The sequence below is a fragment of the Janthinobacterium sp. PSRC1-1 genome (genome assembly GCF_049897525.1).
GTDB lineage: Bacteria > Pseudomonadota > Gammaproteobacteria > Burkholderiales > Burkholderiaceae_D > Janthinobacterium > Janthinobacterium tructae.
In genome coordinates, this window is sequence record NZ_JAFCWK010000001.1 from 408,291 (window position 1) to 434,042 (window position 25,752).

At 64.0% G+C, this 25,752-nt stretch carries 23 protein-coding genes; 9 read left to right on the forward strand and 14 right to left on the reverse strand.

Going from position 1 to position 25,752, the window contains the following annotated elements:
- Positions 1–40: 40 nt before the first annotated feature.
- From paaY to ACP7DW_RS01910, 5 genes are all read left to right on the forward strand, one after another.
- On the forward strand, positions 41–655 hold the full coding sequence (paaY, locus tag ACP7DW_RS01890; RefSeq protein WP_426053638.1) for a phenylacetic acid degradation protein PaaY: 615 nt from the start codon (positions 41–43) through the stop codon (positions 653–655).
- A gap of 95 nt (positions 656–750) precedes the next feature.
- The gene (paaZ, locus tag ACP7DW_RS01895) at positions 751–2,802 is read left to right on the forward strand and encodes a phenylacetic acid degradation bifunctional protein PaaZ (RefSeq protein ID WP_426053637.1); all 2,052 of its coding nucleotides are present in this window, start codon (positions 751–753) and stop codon (positions 2,800–2,802) included.
- Positions 2,803–3,190: 388 nt separating this feature from the next.
- Positions 3,191–4,456: a hypothetical protein gene (locus ACP7DW_RS01900; RefSeq protein ID WP_426053636.1), complete on the forward strand. Its 1,266-nt coding sequence runs from the start codon at positions 3,191–3,193 to the stop codon at positions 4,454–4,456.
- Between the two features lie 10 nt (positions 4,457–4,466).
- Positions 4,467–4,874 (forward strand): hypothetical protein, encoded by a 408-nt coding sequence (locus ACP7DW_RS01905; protein WP_426053635.1) that lies wholly within the window; start codon positions 4,467–4,469, stop codon positions 4,872–4,874.
- A gap of 61 nt (positions 4,875–4,935) precedes the next feature.
- The gene (locus ACP7DW_RS01910) at positions 4,936–6,510 is read left to right on the forward strand and encodes a methyl-accepting chemotaxis protein (RefSeq protein ID WP_426053634.1); all 1,575 of its coding nucleotides are present in this window, start codon (positions 4,936–4,938) and stop codon (positions 6,508–6,510) included.
- Between the two features lie 113 nt (positions 6,511–6,623).
- Here ACP7DW_RS01910 and ACP7DW_RS01915 read toward each other — a convergent pair whose 3' ends face one another.
- From ACP7DW_RS01915 to ACP7DW_RS01970, 12 genes are all read right to left on the reverse strand, one after another.
- The gene (locus ACP7DW_RS01915; RefSeq protein WP_426053633.1) at positions 6,624–7,847 is read right to left on the reverse strand and encodes a M24 family metallopeptidase; all 1,224 of its coding nucleotides are present in this window, start codon (positions 7,845–7,847) and stop codon (positions 6,624–6,626) included.
- A gap of 45 nt (positions 7,848–7,892) precedes the next feature.
- Positions 7,893–8,429, reverse strand: coding sequence for a type II secretion system protein (locus ACP7DW_RS01920; RefSeq protein WP_426053632.1), 537 nt, complete (start codon positions 8,427–8,429; stop codon positions 7,893–7,895).
- Positions 8,416–8,799: a type II secretion system protein gene (locus ACP7DW_RS01925; RefSeq protein ID WP_426053631.1), complete on the reverse strand. Its 384-nt coding sequence runs from the start codon at positions 8,797–8,799 to the stop codon at positions 8,416–8,418. Before ACP7DW_RS01925 ends, ACP7DW_RS01920 begins: the two co-directional genes overlap by 14 nt.
- A gap of 5 nt (positions 8,800–8,804) precedes the next feature.
- Positions 8,805–9,275: a type II secretion system protein gene (locus tag ACP7DW_RS01930; RefSeq protein WP_426053630.1), complete on the reverse strand. Its 471-nt coding sequence runs from the start codon at positions 9,273–9,275 to the stop codon at positions 8,805–8,807.
- On the reverse strand, positions 9,272–11,149 hold the full coding sequence (locus tag ACP7DW_RS01935; RefSeq protein WP_426053629.1) for a hypothetical protein: 1,878 nt from the start codon (positions 11,147–11,149) through the stop codon (positions 9,272–9,274). The genes ACP7DW_RS01930 and ACP7DW_RS01935 overlap by 4 nt, the downstream gene beginning before the upstream one ends.
- A 17-nt stretch (positions 11,150–11,166) precedes the next feature.
- Positions 11,167–11,706 carry a hypothetical protein gene (locus ACP7DW_RS01940; protein ID WP_426053628.1) on the reverse strand — a complete coding sequence of 180 codons (540 nt, stop codon included), beginning with the start codon at positions 11,704–11,706 and terminating at the stop codon, positions 11,167–11,169.
- Positions 11,703–12,323 carry a hypothetical protein gene (locus tag ACP7DW_RS01945; RefSeq protein WP_426053627.1) on the reverse strand — a complete coding sequence of 207 codons (621 nt, stop codon included), beginning with the start codon at positions 12,321–12,323 and terminating at the stop codon, positions 11,703–11,705. The genes ACP7DW_RS01940 and ACP7DW_RS01945 overlap by 4 nt, the downstream gene beginning before the upstream one ends.
- A complete protein-coding gene (locus ACP7DW_RS01950; protein ID WP_426053626.1) occupies positions 12,311–12,865 on the reverse strand; it encodes a hypothetical protein in 555 nt (184 codons plus the stop codon). Before ACP7DW_RS01950 ends, ACP7DW_RS01945 begins: the two co-directional genes overlap by 13 nt.
- Positions 12,856–13,644: a hypothetical protein gene (locus ACP7DW_RS01955; RefSeq protein ID WP_426053625.1), complete on the reverse strand. Its 789-nt coding sequence runs from the start codon at positions 13,642–13,644 to the stop codon at positions 12,856–12,858. Before ACP7DW_RS01955 ends, ACP7DW_RS01950 begins: the two co-directional genes overlap by 10 nt.
- Positions 13,631–15,328 (reverse strand): GspE/PulE family protein, encoded by a 1,698-nt coding sequence (locus tag ACP7DW_RS01960; RefSeq protein ID WP_426053624.1) that lies wholly within the window; start codon positions 15,326–15,328, stop codon positions 13,631–13,633. Before ACP7DW_RS01960 ends, ACP7DW_RS01955 begins: the two co-directional genes overlap by 14 nt.
- A 10-nt stretch (positions 15,329–15,338) precedes the next feature.
- Positions 15,339–16,532: a type II secretion system F family protein gene (locus ACP7DW_RS01965; protein ID WP_426053623.1), complete on the reverse strand. Its 1,194-nt coding sequence runs from the start codon at positions 16,530–16,532 to the stop codon at positions 15,339–15,341.
- A gap of 249 nt (positions 16,533–16,781) precedes the next feature.
- On the reverse strand, positions 16,782–19,313 hold the full coding sequence (locus tag ACP7DW_RS01970) for a M4 family metallopeptidase (RefSeq protein WP_426053622.1): 2,532 nt from the start codon (positions 19,311–19,313) through the stop codon (positions 16,782–16,784).
- A gap of 672 nt (positions 19,314–19,985) precedes the next feature.
- Here ACP7DW_RS01970 and ACP7DW_RS01975 point away from each other — a divergent pair.
- A complete protein-coding gene (locus tag ACP7DW_RS01975) occupies positions 19,986–20,642 on the forward strand; it encodes a hypothetical protein (protein WP_426053621.1) in 657 nt (218 codons plus the stop codon).
- 52 nt (positions 20,643–20,694) lie between these two features.
- On the opposite strand, the gene argH is transcribed toward ACP7DW_RS01975, so the two are convergent.
- Positions 20,695–22,092: an argininosuccinate lyase gene (argH, locus tag ACP7DW_RS01980; protein WP_219115461.1), complete on the reverse strand. Its 1,398-nt coding sequence runs from the start codon at positions 22,090–22,092 to the stop codon at positions 20,695–20,697.
- 266 nt (positions 22,093–22,358) lie between these two features.
- On the opposite strand from argH, the gene ACP7DW_RS01985 reads away from it, so the two are divergent.
- The 3 genes from ACP7DW_RS01985 (at position 22,359) to ACP7DW_RS01995 (ending at position 24,297) form a co-directional block, all read left to right on the forward strand.
- A complete protein-coding gene (locus tag ACP7DW_RS01985) occupies positions 22,359–22,565 on the forward strand; it encodes a hypothetical protein (protein ID WP_426053620.1) in 207 nt (68 codons plus the stop codon).
- A 360-nt stretch (positions 22,566–22,925) separates the two neighbouring features.
- Complete coding sequence (locus ACP7DW_RS01990; protein ID WP_426053619.1) at positions 22,926–23,876, forward strand: GSU2403 family nucleotidyltransferase fold protein; 951 nt, start codon at positions 22,926–22,928, stop codon at positions 23,874–23,876.
- Positions 23,877–24,099: 223 nt separating this feature from the next.
- Positions 24,100–24,297, forward strand: coding sequence for a hypothetical protein (locus ACP7DW_RS01995; protein WP_426053618.1), 198 nt, complete (start codon positions 24,100–24,102; stop codon positions 24,295–24,297).
- 61 nt (positions 24,298–24,358) lie between these two features.
- Here the strand turns inward: ACP7DW_RS01995 and ACP7DW_RS02000 are convergent, their stop codons facing one another.
- Positions 24,359–25,747, reverse strand: a complete 1,389-nt coding sequence (locus tag ACP7DW_RS02000) for a YfcC family protein (protein ID WP_096237894.1) — start codon at positions 25,745–25,747, stop codon at positions 24,359–24,361.
- Positions 25,748–25,752 lie beyond the last annotated feature (5 nt).

Sequence of the window (25,752 nt, forward strand, 5' to 3'; positions counted from 1 at the left end):
TAATAACGTGCGTGGCACGAAAGATGAATAGGAGCGCAACATGGTCAAAGTCTACGAAATCAACGGCGTCACCCCCGTCGTCCACCCCAGCGCCTATGTGCACCCGTCCGCCGTGCTGATCGGCGACGTGATCGTCGGCCCGCGCTGCTATATCGGTCCGCTGGCCTCGATCCGCGGCGACTTCGGCCGATTGATACTGGAAGAGGGCGCCAATCTGCAGGATACCTGCGTCATGCACGGTTTCCCCGGCTGCGATACGGTGGTCGAAGTCGACGGCCATATCGGCCATGGCGCCGTGCTGCACGGCTGCCGCATCGGCCGCAATGCGCTCGTCGGCATGAATGCCGTGGTGATGGATAACGCCATCATCGGCGCGGAATCCATCGTCGCGGCCATGAGTTTCGTCAAGGCGGGCATGATCGTCGCGCCGCGCAGCATGGTGGTGGGCACGCCGGCCAAGGTAATACGGTCGCTGACCGACGATGAAATCAAATGGAAAAGCTCGGGCACGGGCCAGTACCACGAACTGGCCGTGCGCTCGATGCAGACGATGCGCGAAGTGGAAGCCCTGACGCAAGTCGAGGCGAACCGCCAGCGCCTCAATTTTGAATCCGCCTTGCCGCTGCACTTGCACAAGAACGCCGCAGCGCAATAAACAATATGGGCGTAGGTCGGATTAGCGGGGCAGCGCCCCGCGTAATCCGACACCACACCAACGTCACCAACACCCTCGTTTTACGGAGAAACCACATGGCTCACATATCTACCCTGCAAAGCCTGATCGCTGGCCGCTGGCTGGGCGAAAGCGCCGCCGTGCCCCTGCACAGCGCCTTGAACAACCGCGTCATCTATCATACGCATGCCGAGAAGATCGACTTCGACGAAGCCGTCACGTATGCGCGCAAGACGGGCGTGCCCGGCCTGATGGCGCTGGACTTCCAGCAGCGCGCCGCGCGCCTGAAGGCGTTGGCCCTGTACCTGGTCGAGCGCAAGGAAGAGCTGTATGCGATCTCGCACCTGTCGGGCGCCACGCGCGCCGATAGCTGGGTCGATATCGAAGGCGGCACGGGCACGCTGTTCGCCTACGCCAGCATGGGCAGCAACGAGCTGCCGTCGTCGAACGTGCTGCACGAAGGCCCGGCCATCGCGCTGGGCAAGAAGGGCGGCTTCGCCGGCACGCACATCCTGGTGCCGCGCGGCGGCCTGGCCGTGCATATCAACGCCTTCAATTTCCCCATCTGGGGTCTGCTGGAAAAATTCGCGCCAAGCTTCCTGGCGGCCATGCCCTGCATCGCCAAGCCGGCCACGGCGACGAGCTACCTGACGCAGGCTGTCGTGCGCATGATGCATGAATCGGGCTTGCTGCCGGCCGGCAGTTTGCAACTGGTGATCGGTTCCACGGGCGACTTGCTGGACCGCCTGAATGGCCAGGACTTCGTCACGTTTACAGGGTCGGCCGCCACGGCCGCCAAGTTGCGCACCAATCCGAACCTGATCGCCCAGTCAGTGCCTTTCAACGGCGAAGCCGATTCGCTCAATTGCGCCATCCTGGCGCCGGACGTCACGCCCGACGATGTGGAATTCGATCTGTTCGTCAAGGAAGTGGTGCGCGAAATGACGGGCAAGTCGGGCCAGAAGTGCACGGCGATTCGCCGCATCATCGTACCCGAGCACCTGATGGATGCCGTCGGCACGCGCCTGCGCGAGCGCCTGGCCAAGGTGGTGGTGGGTGATCCGTCCATCGAAGGCGTGCGCATGGGCGCGCTGGCATCGAAGGAACAGCAAAGCGATGTGGCGGAACGGGTGGCCACCCTGTCGCAGGGTAACGAGGTGGTATTTGGCGCGGCCGACGGTTTCAGTCCCCTGGGCGATGGCGCCGTTGACGGCAGCTTCTTCTCGCCGACCCTGCTGCTGTGCCGCGACGCCTTCGGCAACGACGCCGTGCATGACGTGGAAGCGTTCGGCCCCGTCAGCACGATGATGGGCTACAAGGATATCGATGAAGCGCTGGCGCTGGCCGCGCGCGGCAAGGGCAGCCTGGTAAGCACCCTGGTGACGCGCGATCCGAAGATCGCCGCGCGCGTGGTGCCGCAAGTGGCGGCCACGCATGGCCGCGTACACGTGCTCGAGCGCGTGGCCTCCGTCGATTCGACGGGCCATGGCTCACCGCTGCCGCAACTGAAGCACGGCGGCCCTGGCCGCGCGGGCGGCGGCGAGGAGCTGGGCGGCGTGCGCGCCGTGCGCCATTACCTGCAACGGGCGGCCGTGCAAGGCTCGCCGACCATGCTGGCGGCCATCACCGGCGAATACGTGCGCGGCGCGGATGTCAACGAAAGCCCGATCCATCCGTTCCGCAAGCACTTCGAGGACCTGAAGACGGGCGACTCGCTGCTCACGCACCGCCGCACCGTCAGCGAAGCGGATATCGTCGCCTTTGGCGGCATCTCGGGCGATTTCTTCTACATGCACTTCGACGAAATCGCGGCGAAAGAGTCGCAGTTCGGCAAGCGCATCGCCCACGGCTACTTCGTGCTGTCGGCCGCCGCCGGCCTGTTCGTCTCGCCTGGCGTCGGTCCCGTGCTGGCCAATTATGGCCTGGACAATCTGCGTTTCGTCGCCCCCGTCGCCATCGGCGACACCATCCGCGCGCGCCTGACCTGCAAGCGCAAGGTCGACCGTAACCGCAAGGACGTCTTTGGCGTGGGCCAGGGCGTGGTGGCGTGGGACGTGCAGGTGACCAACCAGAACGAGGAGCTGGTCGCCAGCTACGACATTCTGACCCTGGTGTCGAAGCGCGAATAAGCGTTTCTGCAGTACGACATGGAATGGCGCCACCCGCGATCTTTGTGCGGGTGGCGTTTTTTTATCCGAGTTCTTTTCGTCTTGAATTATCCATAAGTGTATGAAAAGTATACCGAAAGTGTGGTTTTTCCCATCTGCTCATTAGATAAAATCCTCTAGAAATCATGTTTTTTCCATGAAAAACGGCAAAATCATTAATTGCCTTAGGAAAACTTTTCAAAGCAGACTTTTTCTCTGTAGCATGGTTCTACTCACTGGTCACACCGTCATTCACGCCATGCAAGGCGACGGCGGCGCAAAAAAGGACCCGGTCTGTTATGGCCGGTGAACCTTCGATCTAGAGCCCAACTCCACGATTAACGTTCACCGCTACGGGTATTTAATTACTATGAATAAACACGTCCTGATTTTCCTGCTGGCCATGCCCCTGGCCATCAGCCACGCCTACGCCGAAGATGTCGCCAGTGGCCCGACCGTCAAGATCAGCGGTTTCGGCACGGCCGCGCTGACTGTGGCCGATACCGACAAGGCGCAGTTCGCGCGTCCGAACCAGGCCGCCGGCGCCGGCAAGACAGCCCGTACGGGCGTCGATTCGAACCTGGGATTGCAGGCCAATGTCACCGTTAATCCCTGGTTGTCGGCCACCGTGCAAGGCCTGGCGCGCAAGGATGGCGAAGATGATGTCGGCGCCGAACTGGCATGGGCCTTCGCCAAGGCCAAGGTGTCGGACAGCTTCAGTGTGCGCGTTGGCCGCATGGGTCTGCCCGTTTTCATGATTTCCGATTACCGTAACGTCGGCTATGCCAACACCATGCTGCGCCCACCGGGCGAAATGTATTCGCAGGTGCCCCTGAACAGCATCGATGGCATCGATGGCACTTACCAGTTCAGCTTGGGCGACACCAGCATCACCACGCAGCTGGCGCTGGGCCGCACCAAGGCCACCCTGGCAACGGGACCCGATTCGACCGTGCATGTGGAAGGCAAGTCCATCGTTGCGCTGAACATGGTGGCCGAACATGGTCCCCTGACCCTGCGTTTCGGCCGTGCCGAGACCAAGCTGACGATCAATGATTCGCCCAGCCTGAATACCTTGATGGGCAGCTTGCGCGCGGCCGGCAGCGGCTACCGGATCGCCCAGCTGGGCGCCCTGGCTGATGCGCTGGAAGTCAAGGACAAGAAGGCGTCCTTCACGTCCGTGGGCCTGGGCCTGGACTGGAATAATTTTCTGGTGCAGTCCGAGTATGCCAAGCGCAAGACGGACAGCTATATCAGCGACAGCACCTCGTGGTACGTGATGGGCGGCTACCGCATCGGCGCCTTTTTGCCGTACTACAGCCATGCCAGCCTGAAGGCCGATGATCGCGTGAACAACACCGTGCCGGCTGCCTGCCCGCCAGGTTATCCAGCCGCCTGCACGCCGACCCTGCGCGCACTGTCGGCCGGCGTCAATACCATGGCCAACACGCGCAACCAGCTGGAGCAATCGACGGACAGCATCGGCGTGCGCTGGGACTTCCACCGTTCGGCCGCCTTGAAGGTGCAGATCGACCGTATCAAGCCGAAGAATGGCCAGGGCCTGTTCGTGCAAGCCAAGCCGGGTTTCAGCGGCCCCGTCACGGTGGTGGCCGCCGCCATCGATTTCGTTTTCTAAGGAGCGCCGCATGAAACCATTTATTGTGAATGTGGCTGCCTTGCTGGCCTTGTCGATGAGCGTTCCCGCCATGGCCGAAGTGGTCGTGGTGGTCAATCCGAAGAGCGCCGCCGGCGCGATGACGAACGAGCAGGTGGCGCAATTCTTTCTCGGCAAATCGACGGCCATGACGCCGATCGACCAGCCGGAAAGTGCCCCCGTGCGCGCCGAGTTCTACAAGAAGGTGACGGACAAGGAACCGTCGCAGGCGAAGGCCCTGTGGTCCAAGCTGGTCTTCACGGGCAAGGCGACCTTGCCGAAAGAGGTGGCCAATAGCGCCGACGTGAAAAAGGCTGTGGCCGCCGATCCGAAAGCCATCGGCTATATCGAAAAGAGTGCCGTCGACGGCACCGTCAAAGTAGTGCTGACGGCGCCATAAGGCCGGCTCGGGCCGCGCGCCATGCGGCGGCCCGATCATTCATCAGAATCAGGAGACAGCAATGAGCATCAAACGCAAGATATGGGCGCTGCCCGTCGTCTCGGCCGTGATCTTCGGCCTGGGACTGGCCGTCAGTGCCTACCTGTCTACGGCCGCGCTCAATTCCATTCACGCCACCGAAAGCGCCGACTATCCCGTGCTCGACATGGCCAAGTCGCTGACGCTGGACCTGGCCGCCGTCGGCGATGGCTTGCGCGACGCCGTCAGCGAAGGCGACAAGGAGCGCATCGGGCAAGTCGATGGCCAGGCCGTCAAGCTGCGCGCCAAGCTGGCCGCCTTTGCCGCCATTCCCGGCCAGCGCGAGCACGGCATGCAACTGGCGAAGGAGTTTGACGCCTACTATGCGCCGGCCATGAGTGCGGCGCGCATCATGCTGGAAATGGAAGAGGGCGACCCGCAAGCGACTGTGGCGCGCATGCAGGGCGCGCTGGCGGTGCTCAATACGGACCTGGCCAAGACCAACGAACAGGCGCAAGCGCAATTCAAGCAGGGCATCGAGCGCAGCGCGGCGAATGTGCGTCATGCTCTCAATACCAGCATCGCCGTGGCGCTGGCCGTCATCGTTTGCCTGGCGGCCGTGTCGCACTTTGTCGTGCGCGCCATCTGGCAGCAACTGGGCGGCGAACCGGAATATGCGCGCCAGATCGCGCGCGCCGTGGCCGATGGCGACCTCTCGATGGAGATCGCCACCGAAGCGGGCGACCAGGCCAGTTTGCTGGCGGCGCTGAAGGAGATGCGCGGCCGGCTGGCCGGCATGGTGTCCGGCATCAAGGCATCGGCCGAAACCATCCAGGTGGCCAGCGCGGAAATCGCGCAAGGCAATGCGGACCTGGCCGCGCGCACGGAATCGCAGGCGGGCAGCCTGGATCAGACGGCGCGCAGCATGGATAGCCTGACAAGCACCGTGCGCGACAACGCGGCCAATGCGGGCCAGGCGCATGCACTGGTGGTGTCGGCGTCTTCCGTCGCCGTGAAAGGCGGGCAAGTGGTCAGCCAGGTGGTCACCACCATGGGCGAGATCAACGACTCATCGAAACGCATTGTCGACATCATCGGCGTCATCGACGGCATCGCTTTTCAGACGAATATCCTGGCCTTGAATGCGGCCGTGGAAGCGGCGCGCGCGGGCGAGCAGGGACGCGGCTTTGCCGTGGTGGCATCCGAAGTGCGCAACCTGGCGCAGCGCAGCGCGGCAGCGGCGCGCGAGATCAAGCAATTGATCGGCGATTCGGTGGACAGGGTGAATGTCGGCTCGAAGCTGGTCGACGAGGCGGGGCTGACCATGGGCCAGATCGTCGACTCGGTGAAAAAGGTGGCCGACATCATGGCCGAAATCAGCGCCGCCAGCCAGGCGCAGAGCGCCGGCATCGGCGACATCGGCGTGGCCATCGGCAGCATGGACCAGATGACGCAGCAAAACTCCGCGCTGGTGGAAGAGGCGTCGGCGGCCGCCGAATCGCTGCAGGAGCAGGCCGTGCAACTGGGCGCGGCGCTGGCCGTGTTCAAGCTGGCGCAGGGCGGCGCTGTGTCGGATTACGCGCAAGGCGCTCCTGCGGCTTACCTGGCGTTGCGGTGATGTCGGATTACGCGCAAGGCGCTAATCCGACCTACCTGGCATTACGGTGATAAAAGCTTGACCTGCATGGCATGGCGTAGGTTGGATTAGCGCAGCGTAATCCAACACCCGGCTTAAGCCTGCAGCCCGAACGGATCGTCGATGCTGTGCGCCGGTTGCGTGAACCAGCGCGGACCGTCTTGCGTCATGTAAAAATGGTCTTCGTGGCGGATACCGAATTGGCCGGGGATGCAGATCATCGGCTCGTTCGAGAAGCACATGCCCACGTCGAGCGGCGTCGTGTCGTTGCCCACCAGGTAAGGCCATTCGTGGATATCGAGGCCGATGCCGTGGCCGGTGCGGTGCGGCAGGCCCGGCAGCTTGTAGCCGGGGCCAAAGCCGTCCGCCTCCAGCGAGACGCGCGCGGCGCGGTCCACGTCGCCGCAGGGCACGCCCAACTGCGCGGCCGAAAATGCCGCAGCCTGCGACGCCTTTTCGCTGTTCCACACGCTGCGCTGGCGCGCGCTGATGGCGCCAAACACATAGGTGCGCGTGATGTCGGAGATGTAGTTCATCACCTGGCAACCGGTGTCGATCAGCACCGTGTCGCCCGCCTTCAGGGTCTGCACGTAATTCACGCCATGCGGATAGGCCGTCGCTTCGCCGAACAGCACGATGCAAAAATATGAGCGGGGCGCCCCCACCTTGCGGTGCGCGCGCTGGATGAATTCTTCCACTTCCACCGTCGTGATGCCTTCATACAGCATGCTGGCCGTGGCCACATGCACGGCCAGGGTCATGTCCATCACGCGCTGCATCAGGGCGATTTCCGCCGCTGACTTGCGGCTGCGGCAATACGCCGTGACGGCGCGTGCGTTTTCCAGCGCGTAGCCCGGGGCCAGCGGCCGGATGCCGTCATAGATGAAGAAGGCGGCGCTTTCGCAGATCCCCACGCGCGGCGGCGCAGCCGCATCCTGGGCAATCCCCATGCGCGCCAGCACGTCGACGAACAGCTGGTACGGGCTTGCATGCTCTTCCCAGCAATTGACCTTGCCCTCGATGAGCATGAAGCCCGTCAAGGTGCTTTCCTCGAAGGCGGGGGCGATGTATTCGATCTCGCCGCTGGCCGGCAGGATGGCGCCCACCATGCGTTCGCTGGCATACCATTTGGTACCCGTGAAATAGGTAAGGTTGGCGCCCGCGTTCAGGTAGATCGCGGCGAGGCCTTGCTCGCGCATGAACGCTTGCGCCCTGGCGATGCGTTGCGCATGTTCGTCCTTGCCGATGGCGACCATGCCGCCCGTCATGTCCGACAGTGATGCCAATGCCTGTTCGATGGAAGTGCCACCTATGCTCATGCCTGCTCCTTTGCTCGATGCTGAATATGGAATGCGGGCATGATATCAGTTCGCGCCTTTCGGCTTGAGTCCCGGCGCGCCGCCGGCGGCATCGGGCGGGGCCAGCACCAGGTCGTGCGGATAGGTGAAGTGCCAGTCCGCGTAGCGCTGCTTGCGGCGCAGGCTGGCGTCTTCGTCGAGAAAATTGTCCTGCTTGATGGGGAGTTGCGGCGACAGCGAATGGATGCCGACGATGCGTCCCTCCTGCCGCAGCAGGCCCCACTCCGCCTTGCCCGTGACCGGGTCCGCATACAGGCGGCGCAAGTGCCGCCGGGCGTTGGCAAAGCGCGGGTCGCGCAGCAGTTCCTGCAAGGTCAAGGGATAGCGGGGCCGCCCGTCGCCCGGCGTGCTGTCGTAGTAGCGGCCCAGCGCGTTGCGGAATTCATGGCCGATGAACAGCAGCTCGCGCTCCTTCTCGCGCCGCGCGGCCGTGGCATGCAATTCGCTGGCCAGCACCAGGCCCACGCCCATGAAGGCCACCAGCATCAGGGTCCAGATGTATGCGAAGCCCCGTGCGCGGCGTTGAAAATCAGAGCTGCTCAAAGGGAATGCCCTCGCGCGTCTTGCCCTTGGCGCCGCTGCGCACATCGGCCACGCCGCTAATTTCGCCATTGGGCGAAGAGATCAATTGCCAGGTGGCGGACGACTCCGTGACGGGGTCCAGCGGCACGCTGCGGAAGTAATGGTGGGTCACCAGGTCGGCCAGCGCGGCGGGATACTCGCCCTTGTCGGCATAGTATTTATCGAGGCCGCTCCTGAGCACCTGCAGGTTTTCCTTCAGCGCGACCTCCTTCGACTTTTCCACGGAACCGAAATAGCGGGGAATGGCGATCGTCAGCAGCAGCGAGATGATGGCCAGTACCACCAGCAGTTCGACCAGGGTAAAGCCGCGCCGCGGGGATGAATAGGGCATCGAGGTCACCATTGATTGAGCGGCACGCCGTTCAGGCCTGCCTTGGTCGAGCGCGAGGCGACGTCGAACACGTCCTCGCCTTCGCTGGGGTTGTCGGGTGGCGAGGCATAGGCGCGCTTGCTCCAGCTGTCGGCGGCGCTGCCTTCTTCCCTGGGCTGGAATGGGTCGCGCGGCAGGCGGCGCAAGAAATAGATGTTCTGCTTCGAGGGACTGCGCTGGTCGGGCACGCCCTCGACCAGCTCCTCGAGCTTTTTCGGATAGCCGGAGGCGCCCAGCGACAGCTTGATGCGGCCATTGTCCGACGCACGCTTGTAGGCGTCGATGGCTTCGCGCATCTCGATCAGGGCGCTGCGCAATTGCTGCTCCTTCGCCCGTTGCAAGGCCACCTGCGCCATCGGCACGGCCACCGTGGCCAGCGTCGCCATGATGGCCAGGGTGATCATCAGCTCGATGAAGCTAAAACCTTGCTGCCTCACTGTTCACCCTTGACAGCGGCCTTGTCGCCGGCGACGGGCGCTTCGTCGCCGCCCGTCATGGGCGAGCCGCTGCGCGGCGCTGCCTGCTCGGGCGCGGCGATGGCGTCAAGCGTGCCGCCGACGCTGGCGCGCCCGCCCACCGCTGCCTCGGTGCCCGAGTTGAATTCTGCCGTCAGCAGGTCCGGGCGGCGGATGCTGCGCAGCAGGCGCGGCGTGATCGACAGCACGATCTCGCTGCGCATGGCGTCATCCTTCTGGCTGCCGAACAGGCGGTTCAACACGGGCAGCTCCCCCACGCCAGGCACCTTGTTGGCCGTGCCCCGGTCTTCGTCGCTGATCAGGCCTGCCAGCACCTGCGTCTCGCCATCCTTCAGGCGCAGCACGGTGGAAGCGCTGCGCGTGCCGATCTGGTAAGCCTGCGTGCCCGTCTTGCTGATCACTTCCTTGACGACGTTCGACACTTCCAGGTTGATCTTGATGGCCACCTCGTCGTCCAGGTAGACGTTCGGTTCGACGTCGAGTTTCAGGCCCACGTCGATGTAGTTGACGCTGTCGGAACTGACGCCGTTGTTCGTCGTGACGGTGATGACGGGCACGCGGTCGCCGATCAGGATCTTCGCCTTTTCCTTGTTGCGCACGCGGATGCGCGGATTGGCCAGGATATTGCTGTCGCTGTCGGTCTTGTTGGCGTTGAGCGTCACGCCGCCGATGCCCAGGTTGATGTTGTCGCCATTGATGCGGCGCAGGTCGGCCACTTTCAGGCCGCCCAGGCCATTGGCGGCGGCACCGGCCAGGGTCAGATTGGCCTGGTCCGGCCAGCGCACGCCCAGCTCCATCAGGCGCGTGCGCTTGACTTCCAGCACTTCCACTTCGAGCATCACTTCCGGGTCGGCCAGGTCCTGCACGTTGATGATGCGTTCGGCCATGCGCACCATTTCCGGCGTATCGCGCAGCATGATGATGCCCAGCCGTTCATCGGTGACGACGTCCTTGGCCTTGAGCAGGGTCTTGATGGAAAACGCCACCGTCTTGACGTCTGCATTGGCGAGGAAGAAGGTGCGCACCACGAGCTGCTGGTAATCCTTCACCTTTTGCGGCGTGTTCGGGTAGATCGTGATCGACTTGTCGCTGGTGACGCTTTGCTCGAGCTGGTTGGCGCCCAGCAGCATGGCAATCGCCTCTTCGATACTGGTCTCGCGCACGGAAATGGTGGCGCGCAGGGCGGGGTCGACTTCCTTGTCGAAGACGAAGTTCAGTCCCGACACCTTGCTGATGAAGTCAAACACGGAGCGCAGCGGCGCGTCGCGAAATTCCAAGGTCACGGGTTTGCGGTAGGCGGCCGCGAGCTTGCCGCCGGCCGGCCGGGCCTTTGCCTGCTCGTCGCCGATACGGCTTTTCAGGGCCAGCGCCTCGCGCTGCGCGGGGCGTTCCTGCAGCACCTGGCGCAAGGCTTCCTGCGCCTGCGCGATATTCGCTTCGCCGCCGCGCTGGTAGCTGGCCTGCGCTTCCTGCACCAGCTTGCGGTGCCGTTCCTCCTGCGCCACGCCGGCCAGGCCCCGCTGCGCCACGTCGTTGCTGGCGTCCAGCGCCAGCGCCTGCTGGTACAGCGCTTGCGCTTCGGGCAGCTTGCCCTGCTGGCGCAGCGCTTCCGCAGCGCCATTCAGCTTGTTCAGCGCGCGCATCCTGCCGTTGGTGACGGCGATGCGGTACTTGGCGTTGGTCGGTTCGGCCTGCGCCGCCTGTTCCAGCAGGGCCAGGCCCTGTTCCGTGTGGCCGGCGCCCAGCATGGCCTGGCCATCGTTGTAAGCCTGGTTGCCGGCGCAGGCGGCCAGCAGGGACAGCATCGGCAGCAGGGCGATGACAGTGCGTGACATAGGTGCGGCGCGTCGTTTCAATTGAGATCCCCTACGGCGAGTGTCTGTTTCAGGTTGAGCGGCAGATAGGTAAATTGCAGGGCGCCCTGCACCACGCCGTCGAAGCGGTAGCGCTCTTCGAGCATGTCGCCTGGCCGCGCCACCACGTTGCGTTCGCCCGCCTGCAGGAAGTAGGCCGCCTTGCCTTCGTCGACAAAGCGGCCAAGGAATTGAAACGGCAGCGGTGGCGGCGCGTTTGCATCGACGGCGGCGACAGTTCGCGTGGCCTGCGCCGCCTGCTGGTCGAGCATGATCTTTTTCGGTGTCTCCGGCTGCCAGCTTTGCTTGGCGAACAGGGTGGCCGCGTCCTCGTCTTCCAGCGCCCGGCGCGGTTCGATGGCCAACGCGCGATGGGCTGGCGCAGCGGCAGCGGCAGCGGCGAGCGGCGCGAGCGCCACCCGCTCCACCTGGCGCGGCGTGGCCGTGGCTGGCCCCACGATGCTGCCCTCATCCTCGGGGGCAAAGAGGGCGGCCAGCAAGGTCGCCACGGCGGCGCCTCCCAGTACGGCTTTTTTCATCGGCGTACCTCCGCCTTTTTCACCAGCAGGATGAACTGGATGCGCGCGTCGATCTCGCCCGCCTCGATCTGCTCGCGCTTGAAGAGCACGGAGTCGAGCGTCAGGGTGGGCAGTTCCTGCAGGGCGTCGACGATAAAGGCTTGCAGCTGCGCGTATTCAGCCTTCACGGGCAGGGTGATCTGGTAGCGCAAAAAGGCCGTGTTGCCGTCTTCCTGCGGCTTGTAGTCGGCCTTGGCCAGGGTGACGCCGCTCTTTTGCGCCACTTCCAGCAAGGCCTTCAACTGGTCGGGAATGCTGTCATGCGCGGGCAGGTAGGCGTGAAAGGCGGCCAGGCTGTCCGCATCGGCATCGAGCGTGATGGGTGTCGGCGGCAGCGCCGACTGTCTGGCAGCAGCGGCCAGTCGCGCCGCCAGTTGCTGCTGGCGTGCGGCCAGCGCATCGCCCTGCCGCAGGGCGAAAGCGGCCAGCGCCAGACAGGCCGTGCCGATGGCGCAAGGCCAGCCCAGGGTGCGCCATAGCCGCTGCGCCTCCCACAGCAGGCGCGGCGGCATGCGCAGCTGCAGGCGTGGACGGGCCACGGGCGCGCCGGCTTTGAACACGGGTTTTATTGCCGCCATTGCGCCTCCAGCTGAAAACGATACGCGTGTTCGGGCGCGTTGGCGTTCGCGTTACTGCTTATTTCGTGCTTGAGCAGATACACGGAGCCGAACATGGGCTGCTGGTTCAGGAAGGCCAGGTAGTTGAGCATGTCCTGCGGCGTTTCCGCTTCGGCGGCGATTTTCAGCACGCTGGCGCCATCCTGTCCCTGCTGCGCATGCAGGTCCAGCCCCAGCAAGGCGATGCGCACGTCGCGCGGCGGCTGCACCGTCCTGACCAGGCGCGTGACGGGCAGGTTAAGCTGGCGTACGGCGGCGGCCACCTGTTTCAGTTCGAGGTCGCGTTCGCGCTGCTGGATCGCCGAGAGGTGCGCGCGCACGGGGCGCGCGGGCTGCAGCTGCGCCAGTTGCGCTTCCAGGCGCCGCGTTTCCTGCGCCTGCACCAGCCAGTACACGGCGGCCGGCAGCAGCATCAGGCCGCCCGCCAGGCACAGGGCGAGGCGCCAGCCGCTGAACGCCCGCGCGGCGCCGGGCGGCAGGAATTCCAGGCGGCTCAGGCCCATGCGGCCTCCCGCATCAGGTGGGCGCCGCTGGCCACGGCGATGGGCACGAAGCGTTCGGGCACGTTTGCCTGCGGCACGCCGCTCAAGTCGAGCAGCGCCACCTGTTCGATGGCGTCGAGCTGCGGCGCGCGCAGGTTCCAGCGCCGCCATGCCCGATCCAGTTCGTCGCCCCAGGCGATGGCGCAGGACTGGCTGTGCAGGGCCGTGATGCGCCCGCCGCCCGTCGTTGCCAGCAGCAGCCGTCCCGCTTCCACCAGGGCGAAGGCGGCCGGTTTGCTACCGGCGATGCTGCGCCAGGCCGGCCCGACGATCGGTTCGATGGACAGGCAGCGCCGGCCATGCGCTGCCGCCGCATCCTGCACGCCTTGCAGCAAGTCCCCATCAATGCCGCAGGCCAGGCGCGGCTTGCCATACGGCGCATCGTCGGCGGCCAGGCGCCAGGCCCGCGCGCCATCGCCGTAGACGGCAGCGAACTGGCTGTGCAGGAAGCGCTGTGCGCTGGTCCGCTCGAGCAAGGCGCCGCTCCACGGCACCATCAGCATGGCGCACCAGCGGCTGGCCAGGCTGACGGCCAGCGGCAGTTTTTTACCGCCATCCTGTTCGAGCCAGCCGCGCAGCGCGGCCAGCGCCACTTGCCAGCTGGCGTCGGGATTTGCAATCGGCAGGTGAAAGGCGCTGTCCGTTATGGGACGGCCGGCGCGGCGCTGCACGCCGTAGAGCGCCTGCGGCGCCAGGTGCAGGCACACGGTGGCGCGGCTGACGCGTTCAATAAGTGACACGATTGAGCTCCGCTAAAGTGGTTTCACCGCGCCGCACCAGGTCCAGCCCCGCTTCGCGCGCCAGGCGAAAACCGTTGCGCGCCGCTTCTTCCTTCATCTGGCTCAGGGGCGCGCGCGTGCAGATCATTTCGCGCATGGCGTCGCTGAGCATCAAGACCTCGGCGACGGCCTTGCGGCCCTTGTAGCCGGTGCCGCGGCAATGGCCGCAGCCCTTGCCGGCCATGAATTGCCAGTCCTGCACCTGGTGCAGGGCCAGGCCGCTGTCGCGCAGCTGCTGCGCATCGGCCAGCACCTCGGCGCTGGCGTCGACGGCGCAGTGGGCGCAATTGAGGCGCAGCAGGCGCTGCGCCACGATGCCGTTCAGGGCGGCCGCAAAGCTGTAGGCATCGACGCCCATGTGCAGGAAGCGGCCGACCACGTCGAAGACGTTGTTCGCGTGCACGGTGGTAAACACCAGGTGGCCCGTGAGCGCCGCCTGCACGGCGATCTGCGCCGTTTCATCGTCGCGGATTTCACCGATCATGATCTTGTCGGGATCGTGGCGCAGGATGGAGCGCAGGCCGCGCGCAAACGTCAGCCCCTTCTTTTCATTGACGGGGATCTGCAGCACGCGCGGCAGGCGGTATTCGACGGGGTCTTCGATGGTGACGATCTTGTCGCGTCCCGTGTTGATTTCCGTGATGGCCGCGTACAGGGTGGTGGTCTTGCCGGAACCGGTGGGGCCCGTCACCAGCAGCATGCCGTGCGGCTTGGCGGCCAGGCGGCGGATCTGCTCGATGGCGTCCTCGTTCAGGCCCAGGCTTTCCAGGCGCAGCGCCTGCGCCGCCTCCGTCAGCGCGCGCCGGTCCAGCAGGCGCAGCACGGCGTCCTCGCCAAAGATATTGGGCATGATGGAGACGCGAAAGTCGATCTCCGCCCCTTTCACGCGCACCTTGAAGCGGCCATCCTGCGGGACGCGCCGCTCGGCGATGTCGAGATCGGCCATCACCTTGATGCGCGAGATGATCTGTTCGGCCATCTGCAGCCCCTGCACCTGGCCCGCCTGCACCAGCACGCCGTCGACGCGGTACTTGATGACCAGGCTGGCCACGTCGCATTCGAGGTGGATGTCGCTGGCCTGGAATTTCAGGGCATCGTAGATGGTGGAGTTCACCAGCTTCACGACCGGGCTGCTGTCCTCGCTGATGCGGATCAGCGAGATGTCCTCGATGCTCTGGTCGAGTCCCGGCACATCATCCCCGTGTTGCATTTCCTGCATCGCCTGCTGTACGCTTTCCTGCTGCAGCAAATAGGCGGCCAGGTCGTCCGGATGCGCCAGCGCCACCGTGAACGGCGTGGACAGGGCGAAGTCGGCCCATTGCAGCAAGTCTTCGGCAAACGGGTTGCCGATGACGAGCACGGGCGGCGCGCCGGGCACGCCCGGTTGCAGCAGCACGCAGTCGCGCTGCGCGCAATCGGTGTAGGGCAGCAGGGCAAAGGCGGGCAAGGCGGCTTGCAGCTCGGCCATCGTCCAGGCCGGGTAGCGGAACAGGGCGGCCAGCTGGCGCAGAAAGACTTCGGGCGGCAGGGCCGCCGTTTCCTGCAGCACGGCCATCTGCGGGCGGCCCTGTTCCAGCGCGCTGGCGTGGGCCCGGCGCAGCATGGCCGCATCGAGGACGGTGCGTTCTTCGTCGCGTGCGTTCATGACATGAACTTCAAGATAAGCTCCCGGCCAGTTCAAAGATCGGCATGTACATCAGCACCACCACGCCGCCGATCACCACGCCGATGATGGTCATCAAGAGCGGTTCGAGCAGGCGCGAGGCCCAGTCCACCCAGCGGGCGAATTCCTCGTCGTGGAACTTGGCCGAGCGTTCCAGCATGTCGCCCAGGCGGCCCGTGTTCTCTCCCACTTTCAGCAGCGATTGCGCCACCGGCGTGGCCATGCCGGCCTGCTCCAGCGCGGTGGAAAACGGCATGCCCTCCTGCACCGCGCGGCGCGCCTGCGCCAGCTGCTCCTGCTGCGCGGGCAGCAGCATGGGGGCGACCATGGCCAGCGCCTTGTGCAGCGGGATGCCGGCGTGCAGCAGCAGGCTCAGGGCGCGGTAGAAGCGGGCCAGGCGGAATTCCGCCGCCTTGTCCGCCAGCACGGGCAGGCGCAAGAGGCGCAGCACGAGGGCCTGGCGCATGGCGCGGTTGGCGATGCCGAACACCACGGCGGCCACCGCAGCGGCCAGTGCGCCGGCGCACAGCAGCGGATGCGCGGCCAGCGTTTGCCCAAAGCCGAGCAGCATTTGCGACATCCAGGGAATCTCGCGGCCCGAGCTTTCGTAGACGACGCTGAACTTCGGCACCACGTAGCCGAGCAGGAACAGCGTCACCAGGCCGCCGACGACGAGCAGCATGCACGGGTAGATGGCGGCCGAAATGAGTTTTTTGCGGATGGCGTCGAACTGCAGCTGGTAGCCGACGAAGCGCGCCAGCGCCTCGGGCAGGTTGCCCGAGCGTTCGGCCGCATGCACGGTGGCGATGTAAATGTCGGGGAAGATGTCGGGGAAACCGGCCAGTGTGTCGGAAAAGCTCTGTCCCTGCTGCAGCGTGCGCACGATGGCGGCCAGCGTGGCCTTGGCGCCAGGGCGCGTTTCCTTGTTGTGCAGGGTGGCCATGGCCTCGCCCAAGTTCAGGCCCGCTTCGAGCAGGGCCAGCAACTCCTGGCTGAATTGCAGCAGGGGCAAGCCCTGCTTGCCGGGACGCAGCGCGGCGCCCGTGTCTGAGGTGGCGCCAGCGTCGACGGCCAGCACGCGCCAGCCACCGCGCACGGCCGCGCGGATCGCCTCGGCCTCGCTGGCGGCGTCGATGGACAGCGCCTGGCTGCCCGCCGGGCCCTGCACCTGGAGGTGGAACTGCATCGTCGGCTCAGGTGAGCATGGTGAGAGCCTGGGACGTGAACAGGGGGTGAGAGGAAGAGGGGAATGCGCGTGCGGACAAGGTCGAAGTAGGCATCGGTCAGGAACCATCCAAAAAAAGTTCAATTCGTCGCGGGTACCGGCAGCAGGCAAGATGCAATCACTGCCTCAGGGTAGACTGGAATTGCCAGGAAATCAATCGTGCTGTGCGGACAAGCCGTGAATCGATGGCTTGCCCGCAGGTTCAGCCGCTTACTGGGTGACCAGGCTGACCTTGTCGATCACGAACGAGGTTTGCAGCGAGGCGTCCTCGGTCGCGGCAAACGAGATCTGCACGGTCTGGCCCTTGTAGGCGATCAGGTCAAACGTGCGGATCTGGTAGCCGGTCGCCTTGTTCACGTTCGAATACGTGGCCAGGGTGCCCAGCACCGTGCCGGCGCTGTTCTTCACGGTGACAACCAGCTTGTCGTACACGGTATTGCCCGTTTCAGCCGTGTCGATATGCAGCGCGAAGCTCAAGCTGGCGGACGTGGCGCCGGCCGGAATGGCCACGCTTTGCGTCAGCGATTCGCTGGCCGTGGCGCCATTGCCGCCCAGCCAGGCGTACTGCGTGCCTTCATACGCGGCTTGCCCCGTAAACGTGCCGATGGCGCCCGTGGTGCCGCTCCAGCCCGTGGCACCGGCTTCAAAGCCGCCGTTCGTCACGCGTTCGGTGGCGCTGCTGGTGCCCACCGTCAGCGTGGCGTTGTTCGACGTGGCCGTCACTGCAGGCGACGAGGCATCCGTCACCGTCGCCTTGAAGACGGCGCCGTTGTCGGCCGCCACGGTCGTGAAGCTGTAGGCGGGCGAGGTGGCGCCGCTGATCATGGCGCCGTTGCGGTACCACTTGTAGGTGTACGGCGCCGTGCCGCCACCCGCGCCCACGGCGAACGAGGCGGTGGCGCCCGGTGCGACGGTGATGCTGGCTGGCTGGCTGGTGATGCTCACCGCGCCGCCCGTGGTCGATTCATCGACGTCGGCACCCACGTTGATGGCCGCATACGCGCGCTTGACGGCCGTTGCCTCGGCGCTGCCAACGCCATACAGTTCCTCGGCGGCCAGCAGCACCTTGTTGCGCGCATCGGCGTAGTTGGTCGACGAAGTGAACTTGGTGGTCGCTGCCTTGAACCAGATGCGGTAGGCCTTGTCGCTGCCGATACCGGTCATGGCCAGCGGGCTTTTGTTCAGGTAGGAGCTGTAGTAGTCGCTGCTGGACGTGGAATTCGAGCCTTGCGACAGGAAGTAGAACATGCGGTTGTTCGGGCCGCTGCTGTAGTGGACGTCGAGGTTCTTGATGGTGCTGCTCCACGCATTCGGGCTGCTGCCATCCTTGCTCGGTTTGTACAGCCAGCGCAGCGGCTGGCCATTCTTGGCGATTTCCTTGCCCGTCATCCAATCGTTGCCCGTGTTGGGGATGCTGGTGCCCGTGCCCCCGGCGCGCGCATACGCTTCCACCATTTCGCCGGCGATGTCCGAGCTCGACTCGTTCAAGCCGCCCGATTCCTGCGAGTAGATCAGGCCCGAGGTGGCATCCGTGATGCCGTGGCCCATTTCATGGCCGATCACGTCGATGGAACCGAGGTTGTTGAACGAGCTGCCGCCGTCGCCGATGTACATGCACTTGCAGCTGCTGTCGTAATAAGCGTTGTCGTAGGCCGTGTTGACGTGGGCGGCGATGTGGGTGGCCGTGTTGTTGCCGTCCAGGCTGGACCAGCCCAGCACATTCTTGTGCGTGTCGTAGGTGTTCATCAGGCCCCACATCGCGTTGACGGCCGCCGTCTGGCCGTTGGCGTTGGTGGTGCTGCCGCCGTTGATGTATTGCTGGCCGTCGCCCCAGGTATTGCTGGTGCTGCTGTACACGCTGCCCGAGGTGGTGCCGTGGTTGGCATTCGTGATGGCCATGCCGCCGAAGCTGCCGCCCGTGCCGCGGCTGGGGTCCTTCATGGTGTAGGTGCTGCCCGTGAGCGTGGTGTTGAGCGGCACCTGGCCGTTGTACTGGCTGTTGCCGATGCCGGCGACGGTTTTCAGGGCTTTCCACTGGCGCAGGATGCGGCCGTCCCTGGCACTGACGATGGTATCGTAGTAGACGGGCTTGTTGCCGCTGATCATGCGCGTCTGCACCAGGTAGGCCAGCTCGTAGTGGTCGACCACGTCCTGCACGTCGAGGGCGTTCAGTGCCGCTTCCGATTTGTTTTCGGCGCCAGCCACGCGCACGGTTTTCATCACCGGGTAGATCAGCAGTTGCGCATGCGGCGGCACGTGGTCGACGGCCGGCACGCCGATGCTTTTCACGGCGGCGGCGATGGCGGCGGCGACGCTGACGGCTGGCGCGGTGTCGATATCGGTGGTGGCGCTGCGCGTGACGGCATTGACGCCGCCGCTACCGAGGCCCGAAGCGCGGTCCGACACGGATTCGCTGACGATGTCGCCGGCGCTGTTGCTGACCACCACCGTCTCGGAACCGAAGATGGGCAAGCCCTTGTAGGTGTGCTGTACGCGGCTCACGCGCGTGCCGCTGACGCCCGGATGCTGGGCGCCGACGGCAAAGCCATGTTCGGTATTCAGGCCGCGGCTGCGCGCTTGCGCGGCGAGCTTGCTGACCAGGCTGGCGTTCTCTTGTGGAGAGGCCAGGGTGACCGGGGCGGCCATCAGGGTGTGTGGCAGCGGCGTGGCGGCATCGGCCGTGGTGGCCATCAGCGGCAGGGCGGCGATGGATGCGGCAACTATCGTCAAACGTAAATTCATTTCTGCTCCATGGTATCGGTTAAGGAAATGGTGAATGAGCTGGCCGCGATGCCTGATGGCCACCCCGGCGTGCCTGGCGGCGAGCGGATAGCCTGCCGTTTTGTGGTGGCATGAAGTCGGGTAAGGGGACACTAAACTTGTCGAGATCGCCATGTCAAAAAATTCAAGAAATGGGTCACTACGCGAATTTTTGTTAAGAATTGAACATTTATCGGCGCGGTATCATCGCAAAGTTTGATGTATCGCAAGCTGCAAATTTTGTTTTGGATCTGTTCCCTCAATGATGTGTTCTGTTGGAAAAACACGGTTGCGTTTTCTAAATGTTGCGATCTACACTAGGCCTTCGCGTTGTCCCCAGTGGCGCACGCGAAGACAATAAAAGCGCACGCGGCAATGACCGCGTCCAGATACAGCGCATCGGGAAAAAATCGGGAGTTTCACATGACATCAGTTCTGTTTTCTGCTGTTGGTTTCAGCCATTTCCCCTCTGGAGCGGCCTGCATACTGCATCCGCCTTCCTAGCCGCCGCTATCCGGCTCCTCCCCCTGCGACGGGGGCTTTCAACGAGTCCGACCGCGCCACCCGGCGTGGCCGCTGGCGCAGTGCATTCTCTTTTTCAGGAAGGGTTGCCGGCTCCTGGTGCGTGCACCGGAATCACCGGCCCGAAGAACTATGCTTTCGATAGCGACCAAAGTGGAACAGATCGTGATGGAATCGGCGTTTCTCAGCGAGGGGCTGGGCCGGGGCTTGCTCAACCTGTCGGAACTGGCGCGCCAGTTGCAGCCGCAATTGCAGACCGACCTATGGAAACCGGTGGGGCAGGCCGCCGTGGTGATGGCGCTGCGCCGCCTGGCCGAGCGGATGCCGCAGCAGAAAAGCGGCGAGATCGTGTTGGCGCACCGCGCGGGCGAACTGTCCACGCGCAGCGAATTGATGATTTTCACCTACCGCTACTCCGACCAGACGTATGCCTGCCAGCGCCAGTTGCTGGCGCTGGCAGCGCCCCAGCGCGGCACGTTCATCACGGTCACGCGCGGCGTCAACGAGGTGATGGTGATCTGCAGCCGTTCGCTGCATGCGCTGGTGGAAGAGGTGTTCGGCGAAGAGCAGGAACTGGCGCGCCTGGAACGGGTGACGGCCGTGACCTTGCACCTGGCGCCCGAAACCTGCTATACGCCGGGCGTGTATCACGCCATCCTCAAGCGCCTGGCCTGGGAGCGTATCAATTTGATTAACATCATCTGCACGTATACGGAGCTGACACTGCTGCTGGAGGCGTCGCAGACGGGGGCCGCTTTTTCCGTGCTGTCGACAATCGTCGCGCAATGAAAAACGCCCCGCTGCAGCGATGCAGCGGGGCGCTTGCGCGCGCAAGCGCGGTTTATTTTTCCAGCTGCGTGCGCACGCGGGCAATCGCGGCGCGCACCTGGCGCGGCGCGGTGCCGCCCACGTGGTCGCGCGCGGCGACGGAGCCTTCCAGCGTCAGCACCTCGAATACGTCTTCGCCAGTCAGCGGCGAGAAGGCGCGCAACTGCTCCAGCGACAGGTCGGCCAGGTCGCAACCGGCATCGACGCAGGCGCGCACGGCCAGGGCCACCGCTTCATGGGCGTCGCGGAATGGCAAGCCTTTCTTGACCAGATAGTCGGCCAGGTCGGTCGCCGTGGCATACCCCTGCAGGGCTGCCGCGCGCATCGCTTCCGGTTTTACCGTGATGCCGCCGGCCATATCGGCGAAGATGCGCAGGGTGTCGATGACGGTGTCGACGGTGTCGAACAGCGGTTCCTTGTCTTCCTGGTTATCCTTGTTGTAGGCCAGCGGCTGGCCTTTCATCAGGGTCAACAGGCCAATCAGGTGGCCATACACGCGGCCCGTCTTGCCACGGGCGAGCTCGGGCACGTCCGGGTTTTTCTTTTGCGGCATGATCGACGAGCCGGTGCAGAAGCGGTCGGCGATGTCGATGAAGCCGATGCGAGGGCTCATCCAGATCACCAGTTCCTCGGCCATGCGCGACACGTGCATCATCAGCACGGCGGCTGCGGCGCAAAATTCGATGGCGAAATCACGGTCCGACACGGCGTCGAGCGAGTTGTGGCAAACGTCGTCGAAGCCCAGCGTTTTTGCCACGCGCAGGCGGTCGATGGGGAAGGTGGTGCCGGCCAGGGCGGCGGCGCCCAGCGGCAGGCGATTGACGCGCTTGCGGCAGTCGGCCATGCGCTCGGCATCGCGGCCGAACATTTCGACATACGCCAGCATGTGATGGCCGAAGGTGATCGGCTGGGCCACCTGCATGTGGGTAAAGCCCGGCATGATGGTGTCGGCATGCTGCTCGGCCAGGTCCGTCAGCGCGCTGCGGAATGTCGCCAGCAGGGCGGTGATGTCGTCGATGGCCGAACGCACGTACAGGCGGATGTCGGTGGCCACCTGGTCGTTGCGCGAACGGCCGGTGTGCAAGCGCTTGCCTGCATCGCCGACCAGTTCGGTCAGGCGTTTTTCGATATTCAGGTGGACATCTTCCAGGTCCAGCAGCCATTCGAACTGGCCGGCGGCGATTTCCTGCGAGATTTGCGCCATGCCGCGCACGATTTCAGCGTAGTCGGCCGGGCTGATGATGGCTTGCGCATGCAGCATTTCCGCATGGGCCAGCGAACCTTCGATGTCGAACAGCGCCAGGCGCTTGTCAAAAAATACAGAAGCTGTGTAGCGCTTGACGAGGTCCGAGACCGGTTCGGAAAACCGGGCCGACCAGGCTTCGCCCTTTTTGGAGAATTGATCAGTCATGAAAGAAGTCCTTTAGTGTAGGGCGATTATAAACAAGGTTGGCCGGCGGTAGGGCTTTTAGGGGCTTGCAGGGCGCTGAAATGGCCGGGAATGGGGCTGGCACGCGTCAAATGCCACGCGGTGGACGCTGTTGTGCGCTCCATCCGGGCTTTTTGTATTCTGTCCCGCGAATCGTGCGTTTGGTCGCAATCCGATGGCAGTTCAAGGGTGATCGGCCTACAGTTCCATCATCGCAACACACAACCAGCCACTCAAAGGACACCATCATGAACATCGCTAAAAACATGGAAGCCATCTTCGTTGCCATCATCGCCATCGCCGCCGCCACCAGCCTGGCCACCGCCGCCGTGCCGAAATTGCGCGCCGCACCGGCCGCTTCCGCCGCCTTCGCCGCCAGCGCCGATCAAGCCACCATGCACACCGTGTATGTCAGCGCCAAGCGTCTGAGCGCGGAAGAAAAAGCCGCCCTGTAAGCGCGGCGATGCAGTGCCAGCAGTATCAGTAAGCCATCTCAGTACCACCATCAGCACCATCATCTCCAGCACTACAGCATCATCGCCAGTCAGCACCGGTGGCATCCCCGGTTCTTGCCAGCCCAGCTGGCAGCAAGGTCAATACAGCGTCAGCTGACCGACCACCAGCGCGGTTCGGCGGCAGGGGCATCCCGTCGGCATCCGTGCCGCCTGCAATCAACCATTGCTTGTGTCCTGGTGGCCGTGTTCTTTTCAAGCTGTAAAAACTTCCCAGACCCGTGAACTAATTTGTAAGTAATTGATTTTTATATTTTTTCGGCATAAAATTAAAAAACAAATAAATGTACCGAGGAGCCTTCCATGCGAGAGCGGCCTGCCGACGCCACGCGACAATATATTGATGCAGTCGCCACTTTTGAGGCCTATGAAGATGCGCTTGCCGAGGCCGCTAAAGTGCGAGGGGGGATGTATTGGCATAAAGGACCTGTCTCGGCGCCTGACGATGCCTATCTGGTGCGTACCAGTGCTTCCGGCAGTGAGAAGAGTCTGGGGCGGCGCTCGCCGGAAACGGAAGCAATGTATGCCCGTTTCCGGCAGAGAAAGGAAATGGCTGCCGCGCGGCGAGATGGTCTGAAGGCCTCATTGCTCAAGCAGAAGCGCATGAACCGTGCACTTCGCGTTGGACGCGTCGCGCCGATTATTGTGGATATTTTGAACCGCCTGGCGGCTACCAGGCTCGGTGAGCACTTTCGTGTGGTTGGTACGCACGCGCTGTATGCCTATGAATCGGCTGCCGGCATGACCTTTGAGGACGATGCGGTAGCAACACGCGACATTGATCTGCTGTGGGATGTACGAAAACGCGTCGCATTCGCTACCGCCTTGAGCAAGGTTGACGTTTCCATGTTGGGCGTGCTTCAGAAAGTGGACCCGACGTTCCGAATCCGGGATTCGCAGAAATATACCGCCGTCAATAAAGATGGATTCGAGGTTGATATTATCCGCCGCGTGCAGGTCGGTGATGATCCGCATCCCATGCGCTTGAGTGATGAGGACGACGATTTCTGGGTGGCGCAAGCACCGCGTGCCCAGGAGTTGCTCGATTCAGCGCAATTCTCGGCGGTCATCGTCGCCACCAATGGCGCCATGGCCAGGATGAATACGCTGGAGCCGATGGCCTTTGTCCGTTTCAAGCAATGGATGAGTGCATTGCCCGAGCGCGATCCGCTCAAGCGTCGCCGCGATGCACTGCAGGCGAGGGCAGCCGAGCATGTTGTGCAAGAGTATCTACCGCAGTGGGTCCAGAACTGAGTCGGCAGTGTCTGCGCGCAGTGGGGCTGGGCGCCTGGCACCGACGCTGATATCGATGTCGATGCTGCTTCTTGCGTTTGCCGCTACTGCGGCGTTTCGTCGCGTCCGTTTGTATTCTGTCCCGCCGATTGGGCACTCTGTCGCAATCCGGTGGAGATGGCGGTCCGATGCGCCTACAGTTCCATCATCGCAGCAGACAACCAGCCACCCAAAGGACACCATCATGAACATCGCTAAAAACATGGAAGCCATCTTCGTCGCCATCATCGCCATCGCCGCGGCCACCAGCCTGGCCACCGCCGCCGTACCGCAGTTCCGCGCCGCGCCGGCACCCATCCTTGCCAGCGCCGATCAAGCCACCATGCACACCGTGTACGTCAGCGCCAAGCGTCTGAGCGCGGAAGAAAAAGCGGCGCTGTAAGCGCGGCGCAATGCCAGATTTGTCGGCCTGCCATCGGCATGGCCCAATCGAGCGCTGCGTTTTATTGCCAGTGCATCAGGCACGGCGGAATCAAGAGCAGCAGCGCGAGCACCAGGTAGATCAGCTGCAGCGGGATCATCCACTTGGCCCAGGTAATCCACGGCACGCGCGCCAGCGCCAGCACGCCGACGGTGATGCCGGAAGTGGGGATCATCGGCGTGGTGAATTCGCCGAACTGGAAGGCCAGGATGGCGGTCTGGCGCGTCACGCCCACCAGGTCGGCCAGCGGCGCCATGATCGGCATGGTGAGAGCCGCCTGGCCGCTGCCGGAATGGATGAAGAAGTTGATAACCGACTGCATGAAGAACATTTTTTGCGCGGCAAAGACGGGGCTTGACGACGCCACCAGGGGCGTCAATGCATGCAGCATGGTGTCGATGATCTGCGCATCGCGCGCCAGGATCATGGTGCCGCGCGCCAGCGCGATGACCAGCGCCACGCTGACCATGTCGCGCGCGCCCTGCACGAAGGATGCCACCAGGCTGTCCATGTCGAGCCGGCCGACCAGGCCGACGACGATGGCCATTACCAGGAACAGGGCGGCGATTTCATCGATGAACCAGTCGTACTTGACGACGCCGACGACCATCGTCAGCAAGGTCGCCATGAAAATCCACAGCACGGCGCGGTGCGTGCGCGTCATGCCGGCAAAGCTGTCGAGGTCCATCGAATGTTCGCTGCGCTTTTCGATGTCGAGCAGGTAGGTCGGGCTTTTTTCCGGATGGCGCTTGATGCGCGCCGCATACCACATCAAAAATACGATGCTGACGGCCGTGGCGATGGCCCACACGATCAGGCGGTAGCCGATGCCGGAAAAGATCGGCACGCCGGCGATGCCCTGCGCGATGCCGACGTTGAACGGATTTAAAAAGGCGGCGGAAAAGCCCACCTGCGAGCCGATGAAGGGAATCGACACGCCCGTGATGGTGTCGTAGCCCAGCGCCAGCGCCAGCGGCACGAAGATCAGGATGAAGGGAATGGCTTCCTCGTTCATGCCGAAGGTGGCGCCGCCCAGCGAGAACATGGTGAAGAAGACGGGAATGATGGCGGCGCGCACGAAGCGCGAACTGGTATGCGCCTTGGCGATGGCCTTGATCAGCGAATCGAAGGCTTCGGTTTTTTGCAGCACGGCGAAGGCGCCGCCGACGATCAGGATGAAGCCGATGATCAGGCTGGCGTCGACGAAGCCCTTGATGGGCGCCATCATCAGCGCGGCCAGTCCCTGCGGCTTGTTGTCGACGTAGTGAAACGTGCCGGGAATGATCAGCTGCTTGCCGTTGACCAGCTGCGTGTCGAATTTCCCGCCCGGTACCAGCCAGGTCGCCAGCGCGATCATGGCCAGGATGCCGCACAGCAGGACGAAGGTGTTGGGCAGCTTGAATTTTTTCATGGGTG

Bases quoted from the DNA above. Each gene is read 5' to 3' on its own strand.
- ACP7DW_RS01905 (WP_426053635.1), top strand. From the start codon at position 4,467: ATGAAACCATTTATTGTGAATGTGGCTGCCTTGCTGGCCTTGTCGATG.
- ACP7DW_RS01925 (WP_426053631.1), bottom strand. From the start codon at position 8,799: ATGCCCTATTCATCCCCGCGGCGCGGCTTTACCCTGGTCGAACTGCTG.
- ACP7DW_RS01970 (WP_426053622.1), bottom strand. From the start codon at position 19,313: ATGAATTTACGTTTGACGATAGTTGCCGCATCCATCGCCGCCCTGCCG.
- paaZ (WP_426053637.1), top strand. From the start codon at position 751: ATGGCTCACATATCTACCCTGCAAAGCCTGATCGCTGGCCGCTGGCTG.
- ACP7DW_RS01985 (WP_426053620.1), top strand. From the start codon at position 22,359: ATGAACATCGCTAAAAACATGGAAGCCATCTTCGTTGCCATCATCGCC.
- argH (WP_219115461.1), bottom strand. From the start codon at position 22,092: ATGACTGATCAATTCTCCAAAAAGGGCGAAGCCTGGTCGGCCCGGTTT.
- paaY (WP_426053638.1), top strand. From the start codon at position 41: ATGGTCAAAGTCTACGAAATCAACGGCGTCACCCCCGTCGTCCACCCC.
- ACP7DW_RS01940 (WP_426053628.1), bottom strand. From the start codon at position 11,706: ATGAAAAAAGCCGTACTGGGAGGCGCCGCCGTGGCGACCTTGCTGGCC.
- ACP7DW_RS01960 (WP_426053624.1), bottom strand. From the start codon at position 15,328: ATGAACGCACGCGACGAAGAACGCACCGTCCTCGATGCGGCCATGCTG.
- ACP7DW_RS01910 (WP_426053634.1), top strand. From the start codon at position 4,936: ATGAGCATCAAACGCAAGATATGGGCGCTGCCCGTCGTCTCGGCCGTG.
- ACP7DW_RS01900 (WP_426053636.1), top strand. From the start codon at position 3,191: ATGAATAAACACGTCCTGATTTTCCTGCTGGCCATGCCCCTGGCCATC.
- ACP7DW_RS01935 (WP_426053629.1), bottom strand. From the start codon at position 11,149: ATGTCACGCACTGTCATCGCCCTGCTGCCGATGCTGTCCCTGCTGGCC.
- ACP7DW_RS01965 (WP_426053623.1), bottom strand. From the start codon at position 16,532: ATGCAGTTCCACCTCCAGGTGCAGGGCCCGGCGGGCAGCCAGGCGCTG.
- ACP7DW_RS01995 (WP_426053618.1), top strand. From the start codon at position 24,100: ATGAACATCGCTAAAAACATGGAAGCCATCTTCGTCGCCATCATCGCC.
- ACP7DW_RS01990 (WP_426053619.1), top strand. From the start codon at position 22,926: ATGCGAGAGCGGCCTGCCGACGCCACGCGACAATATATTGATGCAGTC.
- ACP7DW_RS01950 (WP_426053626.1), bottom strand. From the start codon at position 12,865: ATGGGCCTGAGCCGCCTGGAATTCCTGCCGCCCGGCGCCGCGCGGGCG.
- ACP7DW_RS01915 (WP_426053633.1), bottom strand. From the start codon at position 7,847: ATGAGCATAGGTGGCACTTCCATCGAACAGGCATTGGCATCACTGTCG.
- ACP7DW_RS02000 (WP_096237894.1), bottom strand. From the start codon at position 25,747: ATGAAAAAATTCAAGCTGCCCAACACCTTCGTCCTGCTGTGCGGCATC.
- ACP7DW_RS01975 (WP_426053621.1), top strand. From the start codon at position 19,986: ATGCTTTCGATAGCGACCAAAGTGGAACAGATCGTGATGGAATCGGCG.
- ACP7DW_RS01945 (WP_426053627.1), bottom strand. From the start codon at position 12,323: ATGGCGGCAATAAAACCCGTGTTCAAAGCCGGCGCGCCCGTGGCCCGT.